This window comes from Paenibacillus sp. J22P218, from assembly GCF_056269195.1.
In genome coordinates, this window is the sequence record NZ_JBWDNL010000003.1 from 717,379 (window position 1) to 743,443 (window position 26,065).

Here is a 26,065-nt window from a genome sequence, read left to right on the forward strand (position 1 = left end):
TGGAGATCATTGTCATTTACGAGTCGCCTTGCTAAAATCTCTTCCATAAGAAAGTAAATGTCACCTTATCTATCATCAATCTATTGCATAATTCACTCTTCCAGTATTCTATGAATCGATCCAGGAGGCGAAGCAATGAGTTACAAAGTGATGAGCATTGGTATGGTCAGACAATTGACAGGCTTGACGGAGAGGCAGATCCGATACTACGAGGACCGCCAGCTTGTATTTCCAGATCGTACTTCTGGCGGGGCAAGGAAGTTTTCGTTCGAGGACGTAGAGCGATTAAAAGAGATTCACCGAAAGCTAAGAGACGGCTTTCATACGTTCGAGCTGCGCAAAGCGCTCATGACCGAAACCGCTCATTCCATCGAAACATAGAGAGGAGAAAGGTATAATGGGAAACCCGTTTTTGATGTCCTTCTTGGAGCACTTAAGCCAGCTGCGCAAACAGATCATTATCATCGCCGCTGTATTCGCCGGATGCACGGCCCTCGGACTTTTCGCAGCGCCTTTCATTTTCGATGCGATTAAGAGCGCCCCCCCGGCTTCACAGATGGAATGGAATACCTTTTCTCCTTTCGACGGCGTACGCATTTATATGATCATAGCCATGGTCGTCGCCTTAACGCTAACGTTACCCGTTGCGCTTGCTCTCATCTGGAGCTTCGTGAAGAAGGGGCTGTATCCTCACGAACGGGCAGCAACGATCCGCTATATCCCGTACAGCGTCATCTGTTTCCTTGTAGGAGGCTGCTTCGGCTACTTTGTCGTCTTACCGATGAGCTTCTCCTTCGTTAACAACATCTCGGAGAATCTGAATCTGACCGAAACGTACGGCGTCGCCGAATACTTTGCGTTTATGATGAACATCGTTCTCCCGATCGCCGCAGCCTTCGAGCTGCCGATCATCGTCATGTTCCTCACGCGGATCGGCCTGCTCACGCCGGATCGCCTCAAGCGCTCGCGCCGCTACGCATATTTGATCCTGGTCGTCAGCTCCAATCTGATGACGCCGCCTGACATCGTCTCGGACTTCCTCCTTCTGATTCCGCTCCTCGCCTTATTCGAGATCAGCGTTTGGTTGTCTGGAGCCGTCTACCGCAAACGAATGTCCGCGACGCTAGATCCAGCATAGGCTGCAAAAAAGCCCAGTAGTCCTAATGGCTACTGGGCTCACATCTTATACGGTTATTTGTCCAACTGACGGAGCTTATCCTCTCCCGCCGCATATCGATACTGTCTCGTTTCATCCTCGTTGGTTAACCGAAAAACTTGGCTCACGGGATCATACGTTACTGTATCTCCGTATTTCGTTTGAAGAGCCGATTGAACATTTACCGATTGGATTTGACCCGCTATATTTTTGTAAATATAAATCTGCGTTCCATCAGTAACGATGATCGCCTCGGTTACTCCATCACCGTCTAGATCCTGCTCATAAATGGTCGGTGCATTCATTTGATAATATACCTTGACCACATCTTGGTCTAAGGAAATCCAATACGTGCATTTCCTCTGGGGCCCGCATCTACCGTCCATTCGAAGGTCGGCCAATCCGAAAGCATCACTTTTTTGGAAGTTCACTTCCGTCATTGCGCCGTAACCTATCTCGTAAAACTCGCCATTTGCAGAACTGAAATGGTTGGAAAGCTCAAATCCGAAAAAGGAAGTGTCCCCCTCCTCCACTTTCGTATAATTCAAGTACTTGCCGAAGCCGTCTATGGTGACCGTTTCTTTGATTTGAACAGATGTTATCGGCAGTCGCAGCAAGGTCGAATTCCTCACTCCCATATCCGTTTCAGGAATGAATTTGAGATCCTTGGTAGGCTCATAGTCCAATACGATGTTTTGGTCGGAGGCTGCTTCCGAGCCCATTATCGCGTTTGTTGGCCAACGGTCAATGAGAGGAAGAATCGTAATACAGATCATTAAGCCGATTAGCGGGATTATGACAAAATAGAAAGGGCTGTTCATCTTCTTGCGCTGATTCTGCTGGACCTGGCTCATGACGGTTTTTTTCATTTTTTCCGTAAATACCCCCTTTGGAATGGAGCTCGCCTTAACCATTGCCGACCAATCCGGTTTATCATGATTCATTATCTATCCGCCTCCCATCTCTTCTCTACTTCTTTGCGCGCTCTGTTCAGCCTGGACTTTACCGTTCCTTCTGATATCTCGAGCAGGCCCGCCATTTCTTGAATCGTCAAATCATGCTCCAAGTTCAGAATAAGCACCTCTCTCAGCTTGCGAGATAGACTCATAATGATTTCTCGAAGGTCTGCTGCCGCTTGATTCCCCATATAGGTCACCTCTGCAGACTGAGTAGTCTGGCTGGATCTCACATTTTCGAACAATAACATCCTGCGAAAATAACTGGACCTCATCTCATTAAGCGCAATATTTCTAGTGATGGAAAACAGCCATGTTTTAAAAGAGGATTGCCCTCGGAACGTAGACATTTTCAAATGGACTTTAATGAATACTTCCTGTGCGATATCTTTGGACTGCTCATGATTTTTAGTTATCGCATAAGCGTATCTCCACACGTCGTCCCCGTATTGCGTCATCAGATTGTACAGCTCCGTACTGTCCACTTCTTGTATGTATTTCAAGTATTCCGACTCCAACACGTTCACCTCCACCCTATTAGACAAGTTAAAGCGCCCAAAGTTCCCTAAATCCCAAAATAAACCTATTGAGCGGCAATAGATTGACTAAGTGCAGGAAAATCCCTTGAGCTTATGGAATACTCCTTGAATAGCTTGGACGACAAAGCACAAGAACCCCTGAAGGAGAAGCTCTCATCATGTTTAACTTTGATTCCATCCCTTTACCCCGCACTTATCAAAGAAACGGCCAGCCGTGTTATCTTGATCCATGTAGAAAAATACTTATTCCGGCTACGCCCGAAGAACATGTGCGTCAGAAAACCATCATTATCTTGGTCGAGGCCATGCAAGTCCCGCTCCCATGCATAGATACCGAAGTGCCCATGACCGATTTTAAAAAAGGAGCAGCCGGGAGGGCAGATATCATTGTATACGATTCCGATCAGAAGCCCATTCTCATTGTGGAATGTAAATCAATGAACGAGGAGCTCACCCATGATGTCTATGACCAAGCTCGCAACTACGACAAGACCGTTCAAGCGCATACCCTGATAATCACGAACGGAATCGATTTATTGATAGAGTCAAGGAACAAACTAACCGGTCATTATCAATTATTAGCCAAGCTTCCTACGTACAAGGATCTTAAAAAATCGAAGTTTTCTTTTAAAAAACCTAAAAAAGAACCCTGGCAGCGGCTGAAGTATTCGGATCTTTATAAGAATAAACGAAAAAAAGAATGGCTCCAGTTAGGATTAATTCACGAGAATAATAGCGATGCCTTCATTCCCTTCGCGATAAACGTATGTGAAATTCTTTGGGACTACACGGTTTCTATTGGCGGACAGTATCTCGGGGATGTTTGGATTGAAGAGGACAAAGGCATTCGAATGACCAAATTCGGCAATGCCGCCGGGTTCAATTGGACGGGAGATTACAGATATTTCATTATCGAAGACAGCAATAAAAACAATCAGATTATTAGCTTAGCGGTGTTGTACGGCTACCTTATTGTTGCGATTGACGATTACAAGAAGAAGCACAATTCCTTGCAGCTCAACTTAGAGCAGTACGCAACCGATACGGGCGACTATTATGAGATTCATCATAACGGCAAGCTCACGCTCGGCAAAAAAGGAGCTATGAAGCAGAGTGAGGTCATCGACTTTGTGAAGACCATGGCGCCCGAGCTCGTAGACGACAATAACATGATCTATCTAGGCAAGCTGACGCATACCCGCAACATCACTTGGGATGACCCCCATACTAGACATTTTTTCGGACGACTCATTACATATGCGGTTATTAGAGATAAATTTCGCGTGCATAAGCAAGCCGAGCTTTCGGAGAGCGAAGCTTTATAAAAAAAGAAAGAGCACCCTCACCGGTGCTCTTTCTCCCTATTTCAGGTCTGCTAACTTATAAACAATAATTTTGGAATTCGTATTGGCCGTAGCCCAGTATACCGCTCCATTCAGGTATCTAATCGAATCACCAGCATTTATTCTTGCGCCTTTTATTTCCGTTGCCGGCTTTACGATTTCCCCATCTGGCGTAACGACCATATAATAGGTTGTTCTGTAATCCATGTTGCTTGAGTCTTTGTTTCGTTGACCGACTTTCTCCCATACGATAACGATTCGATTGCCGTCTATTTTAGTCATTTTCGGATGGGCCGCATTTTCCAAGTCTTTGTCTCGATAATCGGTTAACCAAACCACGCCTGTATTAGATACGTCATACGTACTTCCCCTAAGCGAAATGTTGAAATGCTGATTATCCCCTTTGGTCAATACGGGCTGGGCTGCCTGTTCGAAATTTCTGGCAATCCGCTGTATAAATATATTCCTCGATTCATTATGTTCTGTTTTTGCCATTTCCGCGCTCATCGTTTTTTCGGATGAACCCGCAAGGACATAGCCGTCATCCACAACAGCGATACCTCCTAGCTCGGAGAAGGTTTGCTGATAGATCGCCGTCCCATATTTAAAATAAAACGGTGTAACACTATGCAACGCATCCTGTGAACGATCTACCTTGGAAATAACAAAACCTCTATCGTACACGTCCCCGCGATCTGCAAATACAAGGTTATCCCCGTCAAAAGCAACATCCTGATCAAAGGAATGGCTTGAATACGGAATCGGAAGCGTCACCTGCTTCATCGTTGTTGAATCGACATATAAGGCGGTCGAGGATTGATGGTTCAACCCGTCGTTAGATTGGAACATAAGCCTTCCGAAAAAAGCGACCAACAGCCCGTTCGAGTATTGAAGCTTCGCATTGGCGAATGCGAAAGGCTCCTTCGTCCCATTAAAATATTGCGTTCCCGCCGTAAATGATACGTCACCCATTTTCACGCCGGCGTTGGAGTATTTGCTGATTTTGACACTTGCCGCATTCTTCTCGTTTTCTTTCACTTCACGACCCCAAAGGACATAGAAGTTACCCTGCTCATCCTTGGTATACGAGCCCATTAGCGGCATCTCTTTCTTTATGGAGAGCGTATTCGTAACCTTTAAGTCCGCAGATAGAGTGGCGATTTTCAAGGTCTCGCTATTCTGATCGTCCCAGCCTACGTTCAGCGTGCCGTCAGGGTTTACGAAGGTGACGACCGAGGGAGCCAGATAATCGTAGGACGCGAGGAAATCAGCTCCCTGTCCAACCGTGCTTCTAATTGATCCATCTACTTTTATCGTCTGGTATTGAACATGGGGAATTAGAATCGGCTTGCTAATATTAATGGTGTAGCGGTCCAACTCCAGCGTTGCCCCTACTGCTTCAGCGAGAGCGCGCATCGGCAAATAAGTCGTATTATCGTAAACAATCGCTTGAATCTCTTTCAGCACCAGCTTCCCGTCGTACACGATATTTAGTTTGACGAATTGGATTGAAATCTTTTCGCTATATCCGTAACTATCGCTATACCCGCTATAGTCAGGCTCATACTCTACGTTTCCTGAAAGGTTTATCGTTGATTTTTGCGAGTTCAGCGTTACTTGTTTACCTAGTGCCTCAGCAATCTTTCGAATCGGCAAATACGTTGTCCCCTTATAGGTGAACGGAATTTGATTGTAATTAAAATATAACGGCTCCTCGTTAACCGTAATCGCAGCCGCTCCCTTCGTTACAGTAATCTGCTGTTTGCCAGCGCTGGCATAAACGGCCGATTGGACACTTAGCGCCGCCATCGCGAGAATAACAAATAATTGCATGAACTTTTTCATCTTCTGTTCTCCTTCTGTCAGTAGATATAATTGTAAATAATAGACTTGTCACATTATGTAAACGACAAATTTTAATATACCATAGTTATTCATTCTATCCATCCATTTCTTCGGAACGGGAACGCCCGGCCAAAGCGAAAAGACGACCAAGATTCCCTAAACAGGAATTTTGGTCGTCTTTTTTTTCGCTTACACCAGCTTATACAGTTTTCCTTGCTGCAGCAGCCGGTAGCTTCCGATATTTTCGCTCGGGTTCTCGGGGTGGTCCGTATAAGCGGAGTCCGCGTAGTGGCATAGCAGCGTTTTGCGTTGGAATTCCTCCGGCAGCGTGAGCAGATCGGCTATCGGCGTATGCAGATTGCGAATATCGCCGCCCAATACTTCCGTCGGTCCGAACCATACCTCGTGAATAATGAGATCACTGTCGCTCAACCATGCGATCAATTCCGGATCGAAGCCCGTATCCGGTGCGTATCCAAGCTTAAAGTTGCCGAAATCGAATTTGTAAGCGAGCGTCCGAGGCTTGTGCCGCGTGTATTTGTAACTGACTTTAAACTCTCCGAAATCATGGGTCTCGCCGATCGCGATCGGGTCGAAGTACCAGTCGAAATTGGCGATGTCGCTTCCTTCGCGAGGCGAAGGCTCCAATGCGGGACGCAGATGGGACCAAATATCTTGCAGCAGCCAATCCGGCCCGTAGAGCTTGATCGGATTAACGGTTTTGTACATTTGCAAATATGCGAGCTCCTCGACACCGCCAACGTGATCGGAGTGCAGGTGGGTAATGAACAGCTCCTTATACCTGTCAATCCCGAGCGGGAGTTCTCCATGCAAGCTGTTTTGATAGAGCATTTTCGCGACGTACCCTGGGCAATCGATAAAAAATTCGCGACCGTCCACATTAATAACGCTGTTGACAAAAAAGTGCCGCGTAGTAAACGAATCGCCTACGCCAAGCGGGTAAAAGGTTACGGATTGTGCCATGATCATGTCTCCTTCAACATTGTTTTTATGCTTTTATTTACAATGCCTTCAGTTGACTAATCGGCAATGATACCTAAGTCGCGACCTTTTTCATCCGAGCGGAAGTTTAAACCGTGTATTCGGGTTGAAATTATATGATATATTTCTATTATAGCTAATAACAAATAAAGGACAACCATCAGTTTTAACGCGTTACGACGTATATCCGACAGAAAAAGGCGTTTTATGGTGTGAACTCCCTTTTCGCTCAACACAAAAGCCCACCTTCTAGCGAAGGTGAGCTCCTCAAGGAACAATTCAATGGTTTGACGAAGCGATATGCGCATCCGTCCTGAGCTTAATCCGATACTCCTGCGGCGAAATGCCCTCCAGCTCTTTAAATACGCGGGAAAACTGCTTCGTGTTTTCGAAGCCCACGGCGCTGCCGATCTCCTGCATTTTCCGATCGCCTTCCAGCAACAGCTCCTTGCTCTTGCGAATGCGCACTTTTTTCAAAAACAGCACGAAGTTTTCTCCAGTATACGCTTTGAACGCTTCGCTGAAGTAGGAATAATTCAAGCCGACGTAATTACTCACGACTGCCATATTCAGCGGCTTGAAGTAGTTGGCTTCCATATAATCTACCGCCACTTTCATTTCTGAATGCTCGCTGTATGCCGAACGAACTCCTTTTACATAGTCGTTTATGCTGAGCAGAAGAAGCTCTAGGCTCCGGTAGTAGTCATGAAAGGTGCGGAAGTTGTCCATGTTGCCTACTTTGCGATACATCTTCAGCACTTCAATCGATTCTTCGCCATAGAGGTGGAAGATTTCGTCCAGCACCTGCTCGTTAATCATCGTACCGACCCGCTTCAAATATTGCATATCGACATTCGGAACAGCCTCGGTATGAAAAATCTGCTTCAGCAAATCCTGCAGCTCGCGCTCCCTATCGGTTCCCAGCATGTTGCCAAGCTTGCGGATCTCCTCATCCGGAATCGGAAAATACCGCCGTTCCCCGCGAATATCCTCATGCCGCAGCAGACGGCAGTTGGAATACAGAAAGGTGCACTCCAGCGCCTCAAAGGCTTGTTGATAGCAGTGAAACAATTGCTCCGCATGGCAGCCCTCCGCACTGATGCCGATATGCAGCCCGTCCAGTTCATTGCCGCAGGTCTGCTTATACAGCTCTACAAATTGCGAGGCTGGGCTTCCGATCAGAACCAGCTTGTTCATATTGTCCACGAACGAGACATCGACTTTGCCGCTAATCGGCTCCAGCAAATGATCCACCAGCAGTTTGAACTGGTCCTTGTTCATCGATTCGCCTTTCTCCGATCGATAATGCAGGACAGCTACCGTGAACGGACGCGTGAATTGCTCGAACCCAATGACGTCTAACTCTTCGTTTAGTTGTTCCGGCGCAGGATTGCCCTGCCTGAACCATTCCTGCAGCCGGGTTATTCGCATCTGCTCTCGATACGTATCGCTTATAGCCACCTTTTCAGCCAATTGGGCTTGCATTTGCAGCGTATTCTCGCTTTTGCGAAGCGCTTCAAACAGCTCTTCCCGGCGAATCGGCTTCAACAGATAGCTTTTCACCTGATACTCGATCGCGGCTTTGGCATATGCGAAATCGTCATATCCGCTGAGAATGATAACAACAGGCTGCCGCTCCGGTTCTGCCTCTCCAGCAAGCCGCCGAATCAATTCAATGCCGTCCATCACCGGCATGCGAATATCGGTAATGACGAGATCCGCATGCTCCTTTCCATATTGCTCCAAGGCATCCTCGCCGTTGATTGCCATGCGAATCAAATATTCATTCGGAAATTCTCTTTCAATCATCATTTTGAGCCCTAAACGGATATTTTTCTCGTCATCTACGATCAGCATAGTCCTCATATCCGGAACTCCCTCCCATTAACAGCACTTTCGGAAGGGTTATCACCACTTCTGTGAATTGCCCTTCGTTGCTATACACGTTTAATCCATATGCCTTGCCATAATAAAGCCGAATCCGCTGGTGCACGTTTCGCAAACCGATGCCAAACGTTTGCTTGCCTATAGCAGATAAAGAGCTTTGGTCGTCATCGCCGCCTTCACTTTGAATCCGCTCATTCAGCTGTTTCAAACGATCCTCGCCGATTCCTCTGCCGTTATCTCTTAACTTGATAATAACGTCCTTGTCCCCGTCATCGCCCTGCTCGTAAACGTCGATCCAAATGACGCTCTCCTTGTCCTCTTCGCCGGTCCATGCGTGCTTTACCGCATTCTCTACAATCGGCTGCAGCGACATTTTGAGCAGCTCAATCTCCATGAGCCGCGGCGGAATATCGAGCTCCAGCTTAATCGGCTCATCGAAACGAATATTCATAATGGCGATATAGTTCTGGATATGTCTGATCTCATCTTGCAAGCTGACATATTCACCCGACCACTTGAAGTTATAGCGCATCATCCCCCCAAGAGAAGTGAGGGAATCGGAGATGGTCAGCTGGTTCTCCATTTCGGCCAGCATCTTAATATTCTCGATCGTATTGTACAAAAAGTGAGAATCAATCTGGCTGTGCAGCGTCCGCAATTCCGCTTCTTTCGTCAGCGCTTGCTTCCGCACTCCCTGTGCAATCAACTCATTGATCGTATGAATCAATTTATTGAAATGATGGGCAAGCTCTCCGATTTCGCCGCCCCCGCCGAGAGGCATTCCGGCAGGCGTCTCTCCCCGCCGCACTTTTTTCATCGCTTCAGTCAACCGCCGCAAGTTTTTAAGAATAATCGAATTGAGGAAATACGTAATGAATGACAGCAAAGCAATCAGGATTAAATTAATGACAATGATCTGATTCTCGGTCTTCGAAATGTCCTTATTGACGGCTTGGAGCGATACAACATTTAGAACGTAGGCGTCCGCCTGTTCCACGGGAGTCGACACGAGCAGATAAGGATGCTTATCTACCACAAATCGTTTATTCGTAACGCCATCACGTTTCATCGCATCAAATTCGCTGATAATCGCATCGCGCAGATCCGGGTTGCCCCCTGCGAACGGCTGGCTTTCGTCAATAAATATCGTCTCGTTGCTGTCCACGAGCATCATCTGCGAGCCTTCATCGTTCACGCTCGCGAACGCTTTGGGTGAAAACTGCTTCAGCAGCATCGAGACCTCGATCACGCTGATCCGCTTGCCGCCGGATTCAACCGTCCGAATAAGCGACACCTTCGGCATCAGGCTGCTGAGCTCCGTCACACTTCGATGCAACAGATCGGGGTCCTCATTATTAAAGACCCATAATTCCTTGCCAGCCAGACCGTCCAACTGACCATACCAGGACTCGCGATTAATACGTCGTTCATGAAAAAGAATCGGCCAAATCTCCGACAGCTTCTCATTATTCGTAAATAACCGCAGATGGGCGATATTCGGATTACTGAGCTGAATATCGATCATATCCGTCAGCGGTCCCCGGTACAGCTCAAGCAGTTGCTCCACCGGAAGATCTTCCTTGAGCGACAAATAATCAATAATTTCGGGATTCGAAAGCGTAACCTGCACCGCTCTTTCCATCGCTTCCATCTGATTGCGAATATTCACTTTCTCCGTTTCTGCAGAATATTGCGCCTGTTTCAAAGCATCGTTGCTGTAGCTCTCGCGAATTTGGCTGAACAAGTAATTCGAGACGATTAAGCTTGGTATTAACAGAATAACAATATAAGCGGTTACCAAACGGCTCTGCATCGATCTGCGGCCAAGCCAATTCGCAATCGAATGCATAGATAACCAAAATTTACTGACCATGTTGCGACTCACTTCCGCCCCGGCTATTGTCGATGTTTATTATTCCCATATGCGACGAAAAGCACTCCAGTCCGTTGCCGGTAACTGGAGTACTCTTCGCCTAAGCTTTATTTATTTCGCAGCGCCATTCAGCTTTGCTACATTCTCTTCATATTTCTTCTGTTTGAACGCTTGTACTTTGCTGAATCCGAGCGATTCGCGTTTTTCCAAGTATTCGTTCCAAATTTTATCGAAGTCCGCATCCGATTTGGCCATCAGAAGCTTCGGAAGCACTTTGCCGAACTCTTGGTCAATCTTGGTGTTGATAATGCCTTCTTCCGAAGTGCCGTTTGGATTGAGCTGGTCAAATTCCGACAGGCTCTTCGTCTTGCCGGCAGTCCAGTCTTCCAATTGCTTAAACGGCTCGACTGTCGCAGGCTGCCAAATCGGCGTCAAGTTCGTGTCCATCATCATCCAGAACGTATGGGATGCGCCGTATTGCTTGTCGAACGCCCCGCGGTCTGTATTCAGGAGATCCAGTACTTCCGGCAGGAATTGATCTTTGCCGTCAATGTTGTCCCAAGTTACGCCTTGCTTGCCGAAGAACAAATCATGCTGGCCTTCTTCCGAGATCATATAGTCCAGGAAACGGATCGCGCGCGCTTTATCCTTCACGTTCTTGGAGATCAACGTAACCGTCCAGCCGGAAATCGAAGGACCGGCGAGCGTCGGTTGATCCAGATTTGCATTCGCAGGACCGTCTACAGCAATATAAACCGAATTAGGATCGTTTGCAAACAATGCATTTTGCTGCGCCGCTAAGTCCGTTCTTGCATACAGCATTGCAAAATAGCGGCCTTGAGCGATTTTCTCTTCCATTTGTGGACGCTTGTCGATAAAGATATCTTTCGACAGTAAGCCGTTTTGGTTTGCTTGGCGCATCGTTTTCAGCCATTTCACATATTCAGGATCGGTGTTGCGATCATATAGCTGGCCGTCTTTTTCATACGGAATGGCAAGGAAGTTCTGAATGTAATGTTGCAAAGAGGCGTTGCCCGTGTTGTTGAAATCATACATGCCGAGCGGGATCAACGGCTGGCCGTTCACTTCAGGGAACATTTCTTTCGCATCTTCCAGAGCTTTCAGGAAGCCTTCCGGTGTGCGCATGTCCGGTTTGCCAAGTGCCTCGTACATATCCTTGCGTACCAGGAACGTCTGCGAGGACACGAGGTTATCACCGAATTTCTCATAGTCTTTAGGCGAAGACGACGAGTTCGGGTAGCCGTATACGTTACCGTCCTCTTGCTTGTACCAGGAAAGCTTATCCGGGTCCGCTACTTTGTAGAAGTACGGATCGTATTGGTCAGCAAGCTCGTTAAGAGGCAGAACCAAATCGCCTTCGATCATTTTCTTCACTGCATCTTCAGACCAGCTCAGCGTAATGAAGTCCGGAAGCGTGCCGGATGCGATCATCGTATTCATCTTCTCCGCTTCGTTGCCCGCAGGAACGATGAAGTTCACGTTAACGCCCGTTTTCTCAGTGATGTATTTCGAAGTTGTATCTACGCCCCATTTGTTAGCAAACCATGAGAAGTTAATATACCAGTCAAACGTAATCGGGCTTTTATCCACTTCCCAACCCTTATCGTTCTCCGTCAGCTTAACGGTTTCTGCGGGAGGCGTGTTGCCTTCCTTCTCGCCGGCGTTGTTGCCGCCTGAAGAACATGCTGCCGTAAATACAAGAACTGCAGCAACCATCAACATTAACATGCTTTTGAGATTAGACCTTTTGTTCATGTGTGTCTTCCCCTTCTCTTTATGATTGATTATATGCAATCTACTGCACTTTACAAAAAAAGCGCTGCAGCCATTGCCGATGGTTGGTTAACCTTTTATCGAGCCAATCATCATGCCTTTGACAAAATACTTCTGCAGGAACGGATAGGCAAGGACGATCGGAAGTGTCGTGACGACCATTGTAGCCAGCTTGATCGATTGCGACGTCACTGTTTTTCCAATGCCTCCCGGAATAGCCGCTACCATTTGATTGGAGCTGGATTGAGCGACGACCCGGTACAAATACGTCTGAATAGGCTGCAAATCCATATTGTTCATGTAGATCACGCCGGTAAAATAATCATTCCATTGATATACGCCATGGAACAAAGCGATCGTCGCGATGACCGGCATCGACACCGGCAAAATCACGCGAATAAAAATCAACCAATCATTGGCGCCGTCAATTTTGGCCGCTTCCTCCAGACCGTCCGGAATATCGCGGAAGAAGGTCATGAAGATGATCAGATCGAAAACGCTGAACATTGCCGGAATAATATACACAAGGAAGCTGTCCAGCAAGTGAAGATCCTTCATCAACAGATAGGTAGGGATCAAGCCGCCTCCGAAGAACATCGTAACGGTGGCGATCAGAATATAGATTTTGCCCCCGATTAGCCCTTTGCGCGAGAACGCAAACGCAATCATCGCTGTGAAAAATACGTGAAGCACGGTGCCCAGAACTGTCTTGGCAACCGTAATTCCCATCGCGGTCATAATGCCGCTGCTGTGGAGTACCGCTTTGAAGTTCTCAAAGCTTAACTCCCTTGGCCACCAGTAGATGCCGCCGCGCATGGCGTCCTGCCCTTCATTCAGCGCATTCACCAGCACATACCAGATCGGATATAGAGTGGCGAAGCAGACCAGCAGCATGACTATGTTATTGAAGAGATCGAAGATTGCCTCGCCCTTCGTTTTGCGTTTCAAACTAAACACGGTCGCACGACCTCCTAAAATTTTTGAGTAACAAAACCGCTTTTGTAAGCAAGCACATTCTACTTGCTAGAACAGCGATGTATCATTTATTTTCTTCGTTATCCGGTTGGCAAGAAGCAAGAGAATAATCGCAATGACAGACTTGAACAATCCTACTGCCGTGGAATAAGAATAACGTCCTTGCTGCATGCCGGTCTGATACACGTAAATATCGATGACGTTGCTCGCGCTTTCGTTCAATTGATTCCGCAGCACAAGAATTTGGTCAAAGTTGGAGTTCAGCACGCCGCTCACCGCAAGAATAAAAAGAATGGAGATCGTCGATTTGATGCTGGGCAGCGTTACAAACCACATTTTCTGAAAACGTCCCGCTCCGTCGATCGTTGCCGCTTCATACAGCTCCGGCGATACGCTGGCGATAGCCGCTAAGTAAATGATCGCCGACCAGCCAAGCTCCTTCCAGATATCGGAGGCGATGATGATGCTCCAGAAGTACCCCGGCTCCGCCAAATAAGAAATCGGCTCTTTAATGATATTGAGCGCAAGCAGAACGTTGTTGATAATGCCGATATCAGCAAGCCACGTAGTTAGAATGCCGCCGAGAATGACCCATGACAGAAAATGCGGCAAATACGAGATCGTTTGAATCGATTTCTTGAATCTAACCGAACGCACCTCATTAAGGAACAATGCAAAAATAATGGGCAGAGGAAAACCAATTATCAACTTAATGAGACTGATGCCAAGCGTATTTTTCATTACGTTCATGAAGCTCTCATCCTGGAAAAATTCCTTGAAATGAGTTAAGCCGACCCAAGGTGCCTCGCCAATCGATTTGACAATATTAAATTCCTTGAAGGCGATGATGACTCCGTACATCGGAATGTAGTTGAATAATATCATCCAGACCACGCCTAACAGCGCCATAATCTGAATATGCCTTTGAGAGTATAGCTTTTTTAACTGTGTCTTCAACATCAATACCTCCACGCTGTTGTGTATCTTGAACCATCTATTGAAAGCCTTTGCACATGTATATTGCTCTCTAATTGTAGATCTCAGCCGCAGCTGAAGTAAGGCTTGAGATTTCGTTTTAGGGTTTCATTTTTCGGTTTTGGAGGACAGCATTTTTTGGAATGGATATGATTTCTAAAACAAGAAAAAAACCATGCACGGAACACTTCGAAAAGTGTTCCGTACATGGTTTTCCAACGTTTGTAACAACAAAACAAAGAGAGCACCTCATGCGGTACTCTCTCTCAAGTTTTAAATCACTTTATTAACTCATCTATTTCACTCTTCAATAAAAGATACCTATGAACACTTCTCATGATCGGCACTTTAGTTAGATGGCTTTTGTCTGCGTAGGTTTTCATTTGATCTTTTGTAAGGCCTAACAAATTACCTGCCTCTGTAACCGTTAATACTTCTTGATTACTTGTAGCATTAAAGGTTTTTTTCACTTTAAGATTCCAGTCTTCGAATTCATTCATAACCGGGGCAACCATTCCTATTCTTAGTCAATAACTTTCTTGACTTTATCCTTTTATTATAACAGAAGTTTAGGTTTTTTCCTAAACCAATCACTGTGTCACTGAGCAGACACCGTTTGCGCGTATGGACAGGAATACCACGAAAGACCCGACCTCACGAGGCCGGGTCTTTCGTGAACTTGTTTCTATTTTTTCCAGCTTTCGATACCGGTCTCGTATTGCTCGAATGGATGCTGAACCGAAGCTTCCATAATGTCCAAGTAGTACTCGTGGCTTGCTGGAACATCGGTCCATTTCGCGCCAACCTCGACATGCCATGGGTTACGCTCCAGCAGTTGGTTAAAGATCCTGACAACCTGGACTCTCGTAATCTCCTGATTCGGATTGAAGGTCTTATCCGTAAAATCAAATAGCAGGCCTTGCTTCTCAACCGTTGCAATAGCTTTCTCCGCCCAGTGTCCCGTTACGTCCGTGTAGGTGCTTTCATTTACAACGTCCCATTTATACACGTTCGTCAGTAGTTGCGCAAATTCCGCTCGCGTAATTTTTTTCTTTGGCTGGAACGTATCGTCTCCAGCGCCGACCATCCATTTATTATTCGTAACTGTTGCGATAGCATCTGCCGCCCAATATTTTGCGCTCACATCGGAATACGATACATTCTTCTCGCTTGCTGTAGATGTGTACAAACGGGACAGGATTGCAGCGATCTCAGCTCGTACAATGCCTCGATCCGGATCGAAAGTTCCGTCAGGATAACCAACCATGTATGGATTATGAGTTCCCTCGGCTTTCACGATCGGCTGCGAGGAGAAGCTGAATTTCACGATCGTTTCGCCAACATGAATAATCCCGTCTTTAATATGGCTGTCATCCCCAAAGCTCTCTTCGCGCTTATCGTTACGGCTGTCAAACACGACGTATCCATTCTTTTCGCCTAAGAAATAGTAATCGGCGTCGGCATAAACCATCCAGCCGTATTCGCCGCTCTCCGAGCTTATTTGCGGGTTATGGTTTTTGTTTGGTGCGAAATTCGGCAGCTCTGGCAGATCAACAAGCGTTCCAGGCACTCTGCCCTTGGAACGATTCAGCTCTGTATCGGCCCAGTACAGTTTCATATTCACGCCCGCAACGGGCTGATTGGTTACCGTATCAAGAATCGTTCCGTAAGGATCGATCAGATCAACCGTTAAGCTTGCTTTTCCGTTGGCATCAACAATTAGTTTGCCAACAGGGCCTGCCAGCTTTTCGCCATTTGGCGCAATCACGTTCAACGATAATACATATTCGCCGGCCTCGACCTTCGGAAGCGTAAAGCTGCCGTCTTCATTCATTACAATATTCGGAAGATCCAGCTCTTTGCCGTTGGCCGACTTGATTTTACCTGTTACTTTCAAGTCGTCACCGACTAATTTCGTGATTTTGTCCGGTGTGATTGTACCGCCGTTTGCTTGGTCGGTCACAATTACTTTCGTATCCATTGTTGGCTCTTCAGAAATATAAGGCGCAACCGGCTTAACGGTAACGACGTTGGATAAGCCTGCATGCTGACCCGATTCGACTGCCAAACGGAAATAATAAGTTTCTCCGTTCGTTAGACCAATTACAGTCGCTCTCGTAGAAGCGGCGTCCAACACCTCTGATGTCGTTACTGGAGTGAAAGTTTCACCGTCCGTTGATTGTTCAACTACGATGTCAGATGCCCCAGTTATAGCAGGGAATTTCAATGTAACTTTCTTGTTGCCAGCGACAGCCGACAAAGTGGTTACCGGGTCAGAAGGGGAAACCTCGACAATATTAGATACACCTTCATAAAAACCTGAACCGACAGATAGTCGGAAATAGTAAGTTTCTCCGTTCGTTAGGCCGGTTACGGTTACACTCGTTGAAGCAGCCGTGAGCGTTTCATCTAGATCAACCGGAGTAAAGTCAGTACCGTTTATCGATTGTTCCACCACAATATCATCATCCGATGCATCCGTTAGTGGCGGAAAGTTCAGTGTCGCTTGGCCATTGCCTGCAACCGCCGACAAAGTGCTTAAAGGACCAGGCTCTGCAGCAAGCACATAAACCGTAAAGATTTTTTCGCTTGTTAACCCGTCTTTTGTAATCGTTGCCTTCAGATTCACATAGATTCCTGGTTGGTCCGTAACCGGTCTTGTAACCGTTCCATCAGGCGCGATGATTGAAGGCTGATCGGAGGACCAGACTGTCGTTACATCTTCGCTTTGCTCCAACGTAATGTCATTTCTCACCGTATTTTTGTTATCTCCGGAATTAAACGAGATATCCGTGTTGTCCTCTGCTTCTTCAATAGCCAGAATCGCCACTTTATAATCATTAATAATTTGATTCACAATACGTTCTGCAATTGCTTCAATGATTTCTTCATTAGCATTCTCGGAACCGGAAGGCACATATAATCCGCCATTCGCAATCTCATCAATAAAGTTTTGGTTAATATCCTCATAAACCGATTCAGTTACTCCTACATATTGGACGTCATTGTTATCGAAGGAGTCCTTCAAATGGGATTGATTCTCTCCCCCATCTAAGCTTTCTCTAGGATCGTCGTTGATGTTCACGACATAGCGCAAAGGAGCGTAATCTTCCCAAACGATATCTTCTACTGCTTCGTCCAACGTTTTGCTCGAAGTAGAGAACAGCTTCATATTGTCAAAAGCAAAGATTGAAATGATCTCGCAACCGTGGCCGATATGGCTGACGATTGGACCGAATTCTTCACCATAAGAATCAGGGAGATCGAGATTTCTAATAACTTGCTCTCCGTTATCCCACATATTCAATGTTGTATCCGTTACATTGATTTTAATTGTGTGTTGGGCCGATGTCCCCTTTTCATAGCTTTCGATTAGGGTAACGCCGTCTATCGAGCCCAAATCGCTATATGCCTCATTGTGCAAATCATCTGCATTCACTTCATCAATCTGATAGACATTAATACCATCACTAACATATAAAATAGCGTAGCCGCTCAATAGGCCAGCGTCATCGATCTGAGTATTGAATAGAAAACCTCCGCCTTCCATGCTATGGTAATTGGCTTTGGATTCATCCATGTCAAAAGTAATGATCTTTTTGCCGTCAGGCGTTTCGCTCGTCAGCATGAAATCCTTATAGCCCGACTCGGTGTAACCATAAAACGTTAAAGCTTTGCCGTTATTGGAAGTCTGAACGTGATTGAGATCGGCCGTTACAACCTCCGGTGGAGTGCTGTTATACCAGCTGTCAGAGCCGGAATGGACATGCGAGTCCGTTACAGCTGCCGGGTTTGCGCTTGCGTCCATAATCGACACATACTTAGGATTTACGCCCCCTGCTATCAGCTTAGCTTTAATGGCATCATTTAATTGACTTTCAAAATCGCTGGAATCATAAGTGCTTGTGCCGGCATTAAAGTAAACCTCTGCTACCGGTGACAGTGCGTACGCCATTGATGTATTCGTAACCAACAATAGAAAAGCTACTGCCATTGCAATCATCTTTTTCTTCATCTGAGTCACCCGTCCTGTTAGATTTAGAAATACATGCTGATAGAACCATCTCAAATTAAGAGTTAAGTCCCTTGCCAAAAAGAAGTACCCCTCCAAATTATCCAAGATGTTGATCCCACCATATCAGAGGCTTCTCTCAAAAATCTCTCAAACTTCTCTCCATTCTAAATGTCAATTGGTAGTTTTTTGAGAGACCTTTAACGTATGATAGTATCAATAGGAGTGTGACTATACATGAAAAAGGTACTTGGCTGCTTAGGTGTGGTATGCGCCTTAATCGCCATTCTTTATATGATTTTTAGCGACCATGATACAAGCTCCGTCCAAAGCAAAGCCTTAGACGGCGTGCTTGACCTGCGAGAGCTGACCGATTCTCCATTTGTTTCGTTAGCCGGCGATTGGAAGTTTACGGCCGATTCTTTTATCAGTCCGACTGATTTTTCCAAAGATGCGAATCATGTGCCAGTGCCAGGTCCTTGGCCGTCGAATGTGCAATGGGGCTCCTATCAGATCATGGTATATCTGCCCGAGCATTGGTCGGAGGACATCGGTCTTCGCATTCGAAATATTTGGTCTGCCCATACCATCTATGTCAATGGCGCATTCATCTCGGAAAAAGGGAAAACCGCCGATTCTAAACAAGAAACGGTACTGGATAATCCATCCTATGAAGTTTACTTTAAACCTGATGGCCGACAGCTTCTTATTACGGTTCACGCATCCAACTTCTACAATGCAAGAGGCGGCATCGTCCTGCCAATCGATATCGGCGACGCCGAGCATATTAAGAATGACGTGCAGAGAGATCTTACCATGGAATGGGCTGCAGCCTTATGTATGCTGCTGTTCTGCATGTATCATTTAACCATATATTTGCTGCGGACGAGGGACGAAGCCTTCCTATACAGCGGATTGTACTTTCTAACGTTAGCGATCGTAATTGTGTTTCGCGGAGAGCGATTGATCATACGCGAGTTCCCGTCATTTCCTTACGAGCTCTATTTTCGCATCCAAGACGTCAGTACATACCTGAGCGCCATTTTGCTTCTGGTCTTTATTGTCAAGATTATTCCTTCTATTATGAATCGAAAGACATTGTTTCTGCTGCTTCTTCCGCTCCTGGTCTATTCGTCTTTAAATGCCGTTCTCCCGGCAAGAGCATTGTCGAGCATGCAGTATGAATTTTTTTACTATATGGATGGACTATTCCTGGGAGTTATCGCTCGCATCTTTTATTTAATTGTTAAGAATCGGATCTCGATACGCAGAAACGAAGCTGTCCTTCTCTTGGCAATGCTATTGTTTCTTGCTATCTTCGCGATAAGCGGTTCGTCGGACAGCTTGTTCTACTCCGGCCGCAACAGCTTGAACAGAATCGGACTGATCGGGTGCGTGTTGGCGATGAATGTTTTTCTCGGCATACGTCTCATGAATCGAACGGAGGAATCCGAGCGGCTGACTGCTCGATTACAGAAGGCAAACGATACGAAAGATGATTTCCTGAAAGTTGCTACGCTTGATTTGCAGAGACCTCTGCATGACGCCGTCCATTTGATTCATTCGATGTCTCGAGAGCGCGACCACCGGAGGCAAGGCGAGCAATTATACTTAGCCGAGCAGCTAATTGGCAACATGGTTTATATCCTGAGAGATTTGAACGATTTTACTCGTATTCGATTTAATGATTACGCCATTCAGCTGAAGTCCACTAATCTCCGAATGGTCATGCTCCATGTGCTTCAGTTGATGCAGCTTACATTCGTGAAGAAGAAAATTCAAATAAACGAAAACATATCAAAGCAGCTTTATGTATCGGCGGACGAGCAAGCCCTGACGCAGGTGCTCCTGCGCATGATGACAGAGATCGCTAACGATACCGTAGAAAACAGCCTGTCTATTGAAGCCATGCAGGCTGGAGAGGATGTCCTTCTTCATGTGGCGACAACTCGCGAGTCCGTGACAGCGAACAGGGACCGGCAGCAATCTTCCGGGCTTATGATGACGGTGGAGCTTGTCCAACAAATGAATGGAAGCATAAGGTATGAACGAATGGAGAGAGGTATCCGATTCACGCTCAAACTGGCTTTCAGCGAATTTAAAGAGCCGGTTACAGCAGCGGAATACGAATACAACGTTGAAGCTGCCGTATCCGCAGAAGAACTAGAGCTGGCAACGCTTCTCATTGTCGATGACGATGTGATGCACGCGGAAGTCATGAGGGGCATGCTGAGCGATACGTACAAAATTCGAATTGCTTATACTGCTCAAGAGGCGCTCGACTACTATAGCAGTCACCCGGAAATAGCGATGATGATTATTGACGACATTATTCCCGGCAACATGAATAGTCTCGAATTGCTACAGCAAATCCGTACGCAAGCGCCTTTATTGGAGCTGCCGATTATCATGATGATTTCATCCGAATATCCTAAGCATATTGAAAAAATATTTGCTTCCGGCGCAAATGATTACATTGTAAAACCTTTCTCGAAAGAGACTTTGATGGCTCGATTGAATGCCGCTGAACAGACGAAACAATCTATGCTGAAAGCGATTGAATATGAAATGGCCTTTCTGCAAACCCAAATCAAACCGCATTTTTTGTATAACGCGCTCAGCAATATTATTTCCTTCTGCTACACGGATGGAGAGCGTGCCGCTTATCTGCTGACGATGCTCAGTTCTTTCCTTCGTTATATATTTGAAACGAGCCGGGACGGACAATTCTCTTCCCTTCAGAAAGAGCTGGAAATTATTGAAGCTTATGTAGATGTAGAAAAGGCCAGATTTGGCGAACGGTTAACATTCGCCTGTGACATCGATCCGCTAATTGCCGCCGACAATGTTCTGATTCCTAGTTTGCTCTTGCAGCCTTTAGTCGAAAATGCGATTCGCCACGGTCTATTCGACAAAGAAGGATCTGGACATGTTCAGGTTTCGATCTACTCGCACGAATCTCGCTTGAGCATATGTGTCGCCGATGATGGCGTAGGTATGTCAGCAGAGCAATGCGCCCAATTAATGGGAGGAGAGCTTGCCGATGCCGGCATCGGATTTACGAATGTGCGTCGACGCGTACATGATCTCAAACAAGGCAGCCTGGAGATCAGCTCCTTGCCGGGCAAAGGAACTACCATTCAATTAATAATTCCGATCATGGAGGGACGAAATCATGTGGAAAGTAATTCTCGTTGAGGATGAGAAACCGATTCTGGGACTGCATGCTAGGTTGCTGGAAACCTATGGTCCCTTTCAAATTGTAGGCCGTTTCGAATCGCCGTTCGATGCGTTGCAGGAAATACCGAAGCTAGATTTGGACGCGCTCGTGCTGGACATTGAAATGCCGAGAATGACAGGACTTCAATTGGCCCAAAGCCTAGTGGAAAACGGCATCGACGTGCCTGTGATTTTCACAACCGCTCACCAGCAATATGCCGTGCAAGCCTTTCGCGTACAAGCGCTTGATTATATCTTAAAACCGATGACTCCGAATACAGTTAAGCAGTTGGATGAACGCCTTCAGAAATATTATGGCAATAAACAGAAACCGGCGAATAAGCAGGAGCTTTTTGTCCAGCTTTATGGGGAAGCATATGTGAAAAAGGGGGAACAGCTTGCAAAATGGCCTACTCGCGTAACCGAGGAGCTGTTCTACTACTTTCTGCTTCATGAAAATAAATTATGCTTAAAATGGAGAATCATCGATGATATCTGGACGCATGTAGAGGAAAAACGGGCACTCTCCAATCTGTATAATACGATATACCGTATGCGTCAGCTTTTTATGGAGCTGGATGTGCCCATCGTAATCGATCGAATAAATGATGGTTACATCATGAATACCAACAACAGCATCATCATAGAGCCGAAGGAAATCCAGGATACGCTTCTGCTGGAATCGAAAGGATATTTATGGTCCTATCGTTTAGAATCAACCGTTTAAGTCTGATTACAAAGAGGGACCGGCTCAATGGCCGGTCCTTTTCCTTACAACTTATTTGAGACGATCTTCGCCGTTTCTCTGTTACCCTATTGCTACTTTAAGTAATGTTAAAAAATAGTCGGCACCATTCCCCCATCCATACGGATTGGAGATCCTTTAAACGCCGATGCATAAGGACTGCATACGAATGTTGTTAGTCTGCCTATCTCATTAGGCTTAATAAATCGCTGTATTTCGGATTGAGGCAGGTTTGCAGCCATAAATTTTTTCTCTTTTTCTGCGAACGTCATATTTTCATCAGCATATATACCGTCAATGATTTGATGCACATTTTCAGAAAGCGTGGGTCCTGGCATGATCGTATTGACTGTAACTTCTGTACCTATTGTTAGTTTGGACAAGCTTTTTGACAATGATAATAGCATTGATTTGGTCATGCAATACTGAGGCATTTGTCCCGAAGGCATGATGGCCTCTTCGCTAGCTATAAAGATAATACGTCCAAAATTGTTTTTCAACATTTTAGGCAAATAAAACTTAGTTAAATGATTTGCTGCAAGCACGTTTGTGCGGAAATAGGATTCCCACACTTCGTCGTCAACATCCTCATATTTCATGATTTCATATTTACCCATACTATTTACTAGAATATCGATTTGAGGATATTTTTCAAATATTGCTTCTCTTTGCTTAGCATCCACAAGATCGGCTGCAGCATTCTGAGGCGTAGTATCCGGGAACTTCAACTTGATTTCACTCACAGTACGTTCTACTTCATCATCATTTCGGCCATTGATAAGTACATTAACGCCCTCTTTGGCAAGTTCAATGGCGATTGCTTTGCCTATGCCTTTCGTTGAACCTGTAATTAGTGCTGTTTTATTATTTAATCCCATATCCATCATGCATTTCTCCTTCTTATGTTGTGGATAGTGATTATATTACCTTGTATGCGTTGTTCGGTAACTAGCCTATCCCGCCAATACTCTTGTTTTACACGCCAAAGTGTTCTGCGCGCCAATTTGAAGGAGTATCGCCTTCCCAATTGCGAAAGGCGCGGTAGAAAGAGTTCTGGTCTTCATATCCGATCAAGAAAGCCACTTCCTTAATATCAAGCGAGGGGTCCGCCAAGTACTCACGCGACTGCTCATGTCTAGCCTCTGTTAACAGATTATTGAAGCTTGTGTTTTCATTGCTAAGTCTCCGCTGCAAGGTACGGTCGCTCATACGGAGTTCCCTCGCCACAGCCTGAATGTCCGGTCGTCCGCTTGTGAGGCTGCGTTTCATAATCCATTTGACCATCTCGGCAATTGATCGGCCCTGCTTCTGTTCATTCAATGATTGGTCGAGAACGGGAGTCAGAATCTCTAGTAGCTCTTCATTGTACGAGACAAAGGAGCGGTCCAGATCTCTTCGATGCAGTGTCAGTCTGTTACATGTTGCGTCGATTCGGACAGGGCAGCCAAAATAAGCTTCAAGCGCCTTCACATCGCCCATGGATTGGGAAAACTCGACATTCCGCGCAGTCAATAGTTGCCCCGTACCCCTGCGTCCAAGCTCTAATAGAAACGCCAGAGTGAGGCCTACAAGCATTGGCGGACCCGATTGCTCCGAATTCTGCCATTCCAGTTCGATCGTACAGTAATCGGCACCTTCGGTGATCTGTAATCGTTCAGGAGGGCAAAGTTGTTTGTAACGAGCCATTCGGTGCAAAGCATCGCGGTAGTCACGAGCGTGGTAAGTCGCTAAAACAGTCGGCGGGTAGTGCATTGTCTCATAAGAAGTCGCCAGATTGATAATTGCCTTGGCCGTATCGCCTACGAGATCGGAATAAGCCTGCCATATCGCAAAATATTGGGCGGTGGTCACTTCCGGTTCAGTTATAATGGTAAGCGGTAATCGTGCATGGCGTGCTACTTCGTAGTCGGCAATCCCTAAGTGACGTAATCCTGCCCAAAATCCTGGCGAGAGTTTAATCCGATCCGTGATACGAGATTTCATTCGTATGGCACTCCTTTTTATATACATAGTTCTATGTTCAAGCGTAATGTCGAGGGAATAGTAAAAACCACATCCTCATGCGGATGCGGTTTACCTATGGTGGTGGCGAGCGGTTATTTAGGAAATACGAAGGGCTTGTCTTCTCATCCACATCGTAGCAACCCACTTTTCCCCTTTAATGACCGGTGTCCCCGCATGCAGAGTGAAATCGTTTAATTCATGATTGCTATAAAAATATTCAAAGTATACGGCCATGCCTTTGTTAGGGAAAACTGACATATTAAGCATGGGGAACGCCGTTTCCCCGCCCTCCTCCACATCATTCAAATACATCACGAGCGTACTAATTCGATTGTTAGCGCTTGCTCGACTCGTTTCTGCGAAGAAATCATAATGTGGTTGATACTCTTGGCCAGGGGTATAGAGCAGAACTTGCAATCCGTCACCGTGCTCGATAGGAATATTCATAATTTGAGAGAAGCGCCTCTCGATTCTTGTAATCGTCTCACTGTCCTCGCAGAACACCCCGCTGCTCGTTCTAATTTGATTGACTGCATGTTCTCCACCTATTTTAGAACGTTGCAATTGATCCCTGGAGTGTTTAATTAGCTCATCGCATTCCTCATCGCTAAGCACATTGCCCAGCACGACTACCAATGGCGCCTCATACTTGGCAAGTATACGAATTTCCCGATCATCGGTCTTGATCGTATTTCCAATATGGTCAAATATCGTCCGCTCTTTCTCAGTCGTATCTCCCATCATCGTTATGCAGCCCCTATAGTATGACATTCACCACAGAGTAACATACCATGAATCGAAACGATTTACTCTATTAATTTCAGAAAAGTCGAAATAATTCGACTGTATTGTGTCCAAAACCCGACCTCGCGAGGTCGGGTTTTTCATGGTATTGGCGGAGGCGAGCTCAAATTACCCCTTCACACTACCCGCGGTAACCCCTTCTATAATTTGCTTCTGCAATACGCTATAAATAATCATGACCGGAACAACACAGAATACGATACCCGCAGCCATTTGCGCATAGTTGGATAGCTTTGCATCTCGGAACTGAACCATCCCGACAGGCAAAGTGCGTAGAAGATCATCCGATAGGAAGTAGTTCGCAAGCAGGAACTCGTTCCAGTTTCCTAAGAAAGACATGATAAATACCGTCACGAGCGCTGGTCCGACTAGCGGCATGGCTATTTTCGCGAAAATCCCCTTTGCCGTAAGTCCATCGATAACAGCTGCCTCTTCAACTTCTTTGGGCAATGAACGCATGAAAGCAGCGATAATAATCGTAGATAACGGTATCGCGTTTGCCACATATGGGATGATAAGAGCAAGATGGGTATTCAATACTCCGATTTTTTGCAGCAATAGATAGATGGGTAGCATCAAGGAAGTATTCGGAATCAGCATTCCTAGCAATACAATGCTAAATATGACCGAACTGATCTTATTATATTTCATGCGCGTTACAGCGAATCCAATCATGGCTGAAATGATAATCGTCAGTATGGAGGATACTAACGAAATGTATAAGCTATTAAAGAAATAAACATTAATCTTCGCATTTACCCATGCATCAACATAGTTTTCCCAATGAAATTGCTTAGGAAGCCCGAACGGACTTAAAGCAATCTCCGCATTGTTCATTTTGAAGGAAGAAAATACGACGAATAGGAATGGAAACAAAATGATGAGGAGATACGCCATTAAAAATATATGATTACCGCTTTTTTTCAGCGCCTTCAT

20 protein-coding genes are annotated in these 26,065 nt (G+C 45.9%); 5 read left to right on the forward strand and 15 right to left on the reverse strand.

The features are described from left to right. Positions 1-135 precede the first annotated feature (135 nt). Together AC0YN0_RS17820 and tatC are read left to right on the forward strand one after the other, a co-directional pair. The gene (locus AC0YN0_RS17820) at positions 136-381 is read left to right on the forward strand and encodes a MerR family transcriptional regulator (protein WP_442052306.1); all 246 of its coding nucleotides are present in this window, start codon (positions 136-138) and stop codon (positions 379-381) included. 16 nt (positions 382-397) lie between these two features. Beyond that, positions 398-1,138 carry a twin-arginine translocase subunit TatC gene (gene tatC / locus AC0YN0_RS17825; RefSeq protein ID WP_475822454.1) on the forward strand — a complete coding sequence of 247 codons (741 nt, stop codon included), beginning with the start codon at positions 398-400 and terminating at the stop codon, positions 1,136-1,138. A gap of 53 nt (positions 1,139-1,191) precedes the next feature. On the opposite strand, the gene AC0YN0_RS17830 is transcribed toward tatC, so the two are convergent. Together AC0YN0_RS17830 and AC0YN0_RS17835 are read right to left on the reverse strand one after the other, a co-directional pair. After that, the gene (locus tag AC0YN0_RS17830; RefSeq protein ID WP_475822455.1) at positions 1,192-2,100 is read right to left on the reverse strand and encodes a hypothetical protein; all 909 of its coding nucleotides are present in this window, start codon (positions 2,098-2,100) and stop codon (positions 1,192-1,194) included. Then, positions 2,100-2,615, reverse strand: coding sequence for an RNA polymerase sigma factor (locus tag AC0YN0_RS17835; protein WP_475822456.1), 516 nt, complete (start codon positions 2,613-2,615; stop codon positions 2,100-2,102). The genes AC0YN0_RS17830 and AC0YN0_RS17835 overlap by 1 nt, the downstream gene beginning before the upstream one ends. Before the next feature lie 194 nt (positions 2,616-2,809). Here AC0YN0_RS17835 and AC0YN0_RS17840 point away from each other — a divergent pair, with 194 nt between their 5' ends. After that, complete coding sequence (locus tag AC0YN0_RS17840; RefSeq protein ID WP_475822457.1) at positions 2,810-3,976, forward strand: type I restriction enzyme HsdR N-terminal domain-containing protein; 1,167 nt, start codon at positions 2,810-2,812, stop codon at positions 3,974-3,976. A 36-nt stretch (positions 3,977-4,012) separates the two neighbouring features. On the opposite strand, the gene AC0YN0_RS17845 is transcribed toward AC0YN0_RS17840, so the two are convergent. The 9 genes from AC0YN0_RS17845 to AC0YN0_RS17885 form a co-directional block, all read right to left on the reverse strand. After that, positions 4,013-5,839 carry a stalk domain-containing protein gene (locus AC0YN0_RS17845; protein ID WP_475822458.1) on the reverse strand — a complete coding sequence of 609 codons (1,827 nt, stop codon included), beginning with the start codon at positions 5,837-5,839 and terminating at the stop codon, positions 4,013-4,015. A gap of 189 nt (positions 5,840-6,028) precedes the next feature. Then, on the reverse strand, positions 6,029-6,823 hold the full coding sequence (locus AC0YN0_RS17850) for an MBL fold metallo-hydrolase (RefSeq protein ID WP_475822459.1): 795 nt from the start codon (positions 6,821-6,823) through the stop codon (positions 6,029-6,031). Positions 6,824-7,120: 297 nt separating this feature from the next. Beyond that, positions 7,121-8,707 carry a response regulator gene (locus tag AC0YN0_RS17855; protein WP_475822460.1) on the reverse strand — a complete coding sequence of 529 codons (1,587 nt, stop codon included), beginning with the start codon at positions 8,705-8,707 and terminating at the stop codon, positions 7,121-7,123. Beyond that, positions 8,682-10,601, reverse strand: coding sequence for a cache domain-containing sensor histidine kinase (locus AC0YN0_RS17860; protein ID WP_475822461.1), 1,920 nt, complete (start codon positions 10,599-10,601; stop codon positions 8,682-8,684). The genes AC0YN0_RS17855 and AC0YN0_RS17860 overlap by 26 nt, the downstream gene beginning before the upstream one ends. A 111-nt stretch (positions 10,602-10,712) precedes the next feature. Beyond that, positions 10,713-12,377, reverse strand: a complete 1,665-nt coding sequence (locus tag AC0YN0_RS17865) for an extracellular solute-binding protein (RefSeq protein ID WP_475822462.1) — start codon at positions 12,375-12,377, stop codon at positions 10,713-10,715. A gap of 87 nt (positions 12,378-12,464) precedes the next feature. Further along, the gene (locus AC0YN0_RS17870; protein ID WP_475822531.1) at positions 12,465-13,289 is read right to left on the reverse strand and encodes a carbohydrate ABC transporter permease; all 825 of its coding nucleotides are present in this window, start codon (positions 13,287-13,289) and stop codon (positions 12,465-12,467) included. 129 nt (positions 13,290-13,418) lie between these two features. Continuing rightward, positions 13,419-14,330: an ABC transporter permease gene (locus AC0YN0_RS17875; RefSeq protein ID WP_475822463.1), complete on the reverse strand. Its 912-nt coding sequence runs from the start codon at positions 14,328-14,330 to the stop codon at positions 13,419-13,421. Positions 14,331-14,623: 293 nt separating this feature from the next. Then, entirely contained in the window at positions 14,624-14,845 is a 222-nt protein-coding gene (locus AC0YN0_RS17880; protein ID WP_475822464.1) for a DNA-binding protein, read from the reverse strand. Between the two features lie 185 nt (positions 14,846-15,030). Then, a complete protein-coding gene (locus AC0YN0_RS17885) occupies positions 15,031-18,360 on the reverse strand; it encodes an S-layer homology domain-containing protein (protein WP_475822465.1) in 3,330 nt (1,109 codons plus the stop codon). Between the two features lie 234 nt (positions 18,361-18,594). Between AC0YN0_RS17885 and AC0YN0_RS17890 the strand changes: the two genes are divergently transcribed. Together AC0YN0_RS17890 and AC0YN0_RS17895 are read left to right on the forward strand one after the other, a co-directional pair. Beyond that, positions 18,595-21,555: a histidine kinase gene (locus AC0YN0_RS17890; protein ID WP_475822466.1), complete on the forward strand. Its 2,961-nt coding sequence runs from the start codon at positions 18,595-18,597 to the stop codon at positions 21,553-21,555. Next, positions 21,533-22,303: a response regulator gene (locus AC0YN0_RS17895; RefSeq protein ID WP_475822467.1), complete on the forward strand. Its 771-nt coding sequence runs from the start codon at positions 21,533-21,535 to the stop codon at positions 22,301-22,303. Before AC0YN0_RS17890 ends, AC0YN0_RS17895 begins: the two co-directional genes overlap by 23 nt. Before the next feature lie 107 nt (positions 22,304-22,410). Here AC0YN0_RS17895 and AC0YN0_RS17900 read toward each other — a convergent pair whose 3' ends face one another. From AC0YN0_RS17900 to AC0YN0_RS17915, 4 genes are all read right to left on the reverse strand, one after another. Next, positions 22,411-23,205 (reverse strand): SDR family NAD(P)-dependent oxidoreductase, encoded by a 795-nt coding sequence (locus AC0YN0_RS17900; RefSeq protein ID WP_475822532.1) that lies wholly within the window; start codon positions 23,203-23,205, stop codon positions 22,411-22,413. A 91-nt stretch (positions 23,206-23,296) separates the two neighbouring features. After that, entirely contained in the window at positions 23,297-24,304 is a 1,008-nt protein-coding gene (locus AC0YN0_RS17905; protein ID WP_475822468.1) for an AraC family transcriptional regulator, read from the reverse strand. Positions 24,305-24,421: 117 nt separating this feature from the next. Beyond that, positions 24,422-25,069, reverse strand: coding sequence for a 2OG-Fe(II) oxygenase (locus tag AC0YN0_RS17910; RefSeq protein ID WP_475822469.1), 648 nt, complete (start codon positions 25,067-25,069; stop codon positions 24,422-24,424). A 168-nt stretch (positions 25,070-25,237) separates the two neighbouring features. Continuing rightward, positions 25,238-26,065, reverse strand: a complete 828-nt coding sequence (locus tag AC0YN0_RS17915) for a carbohydrate ABC transporter permease (RefSeq protein ID WP_337103550.1) — start codon at positions 26,063-26,065, stop codon at positions 25,238-25,240.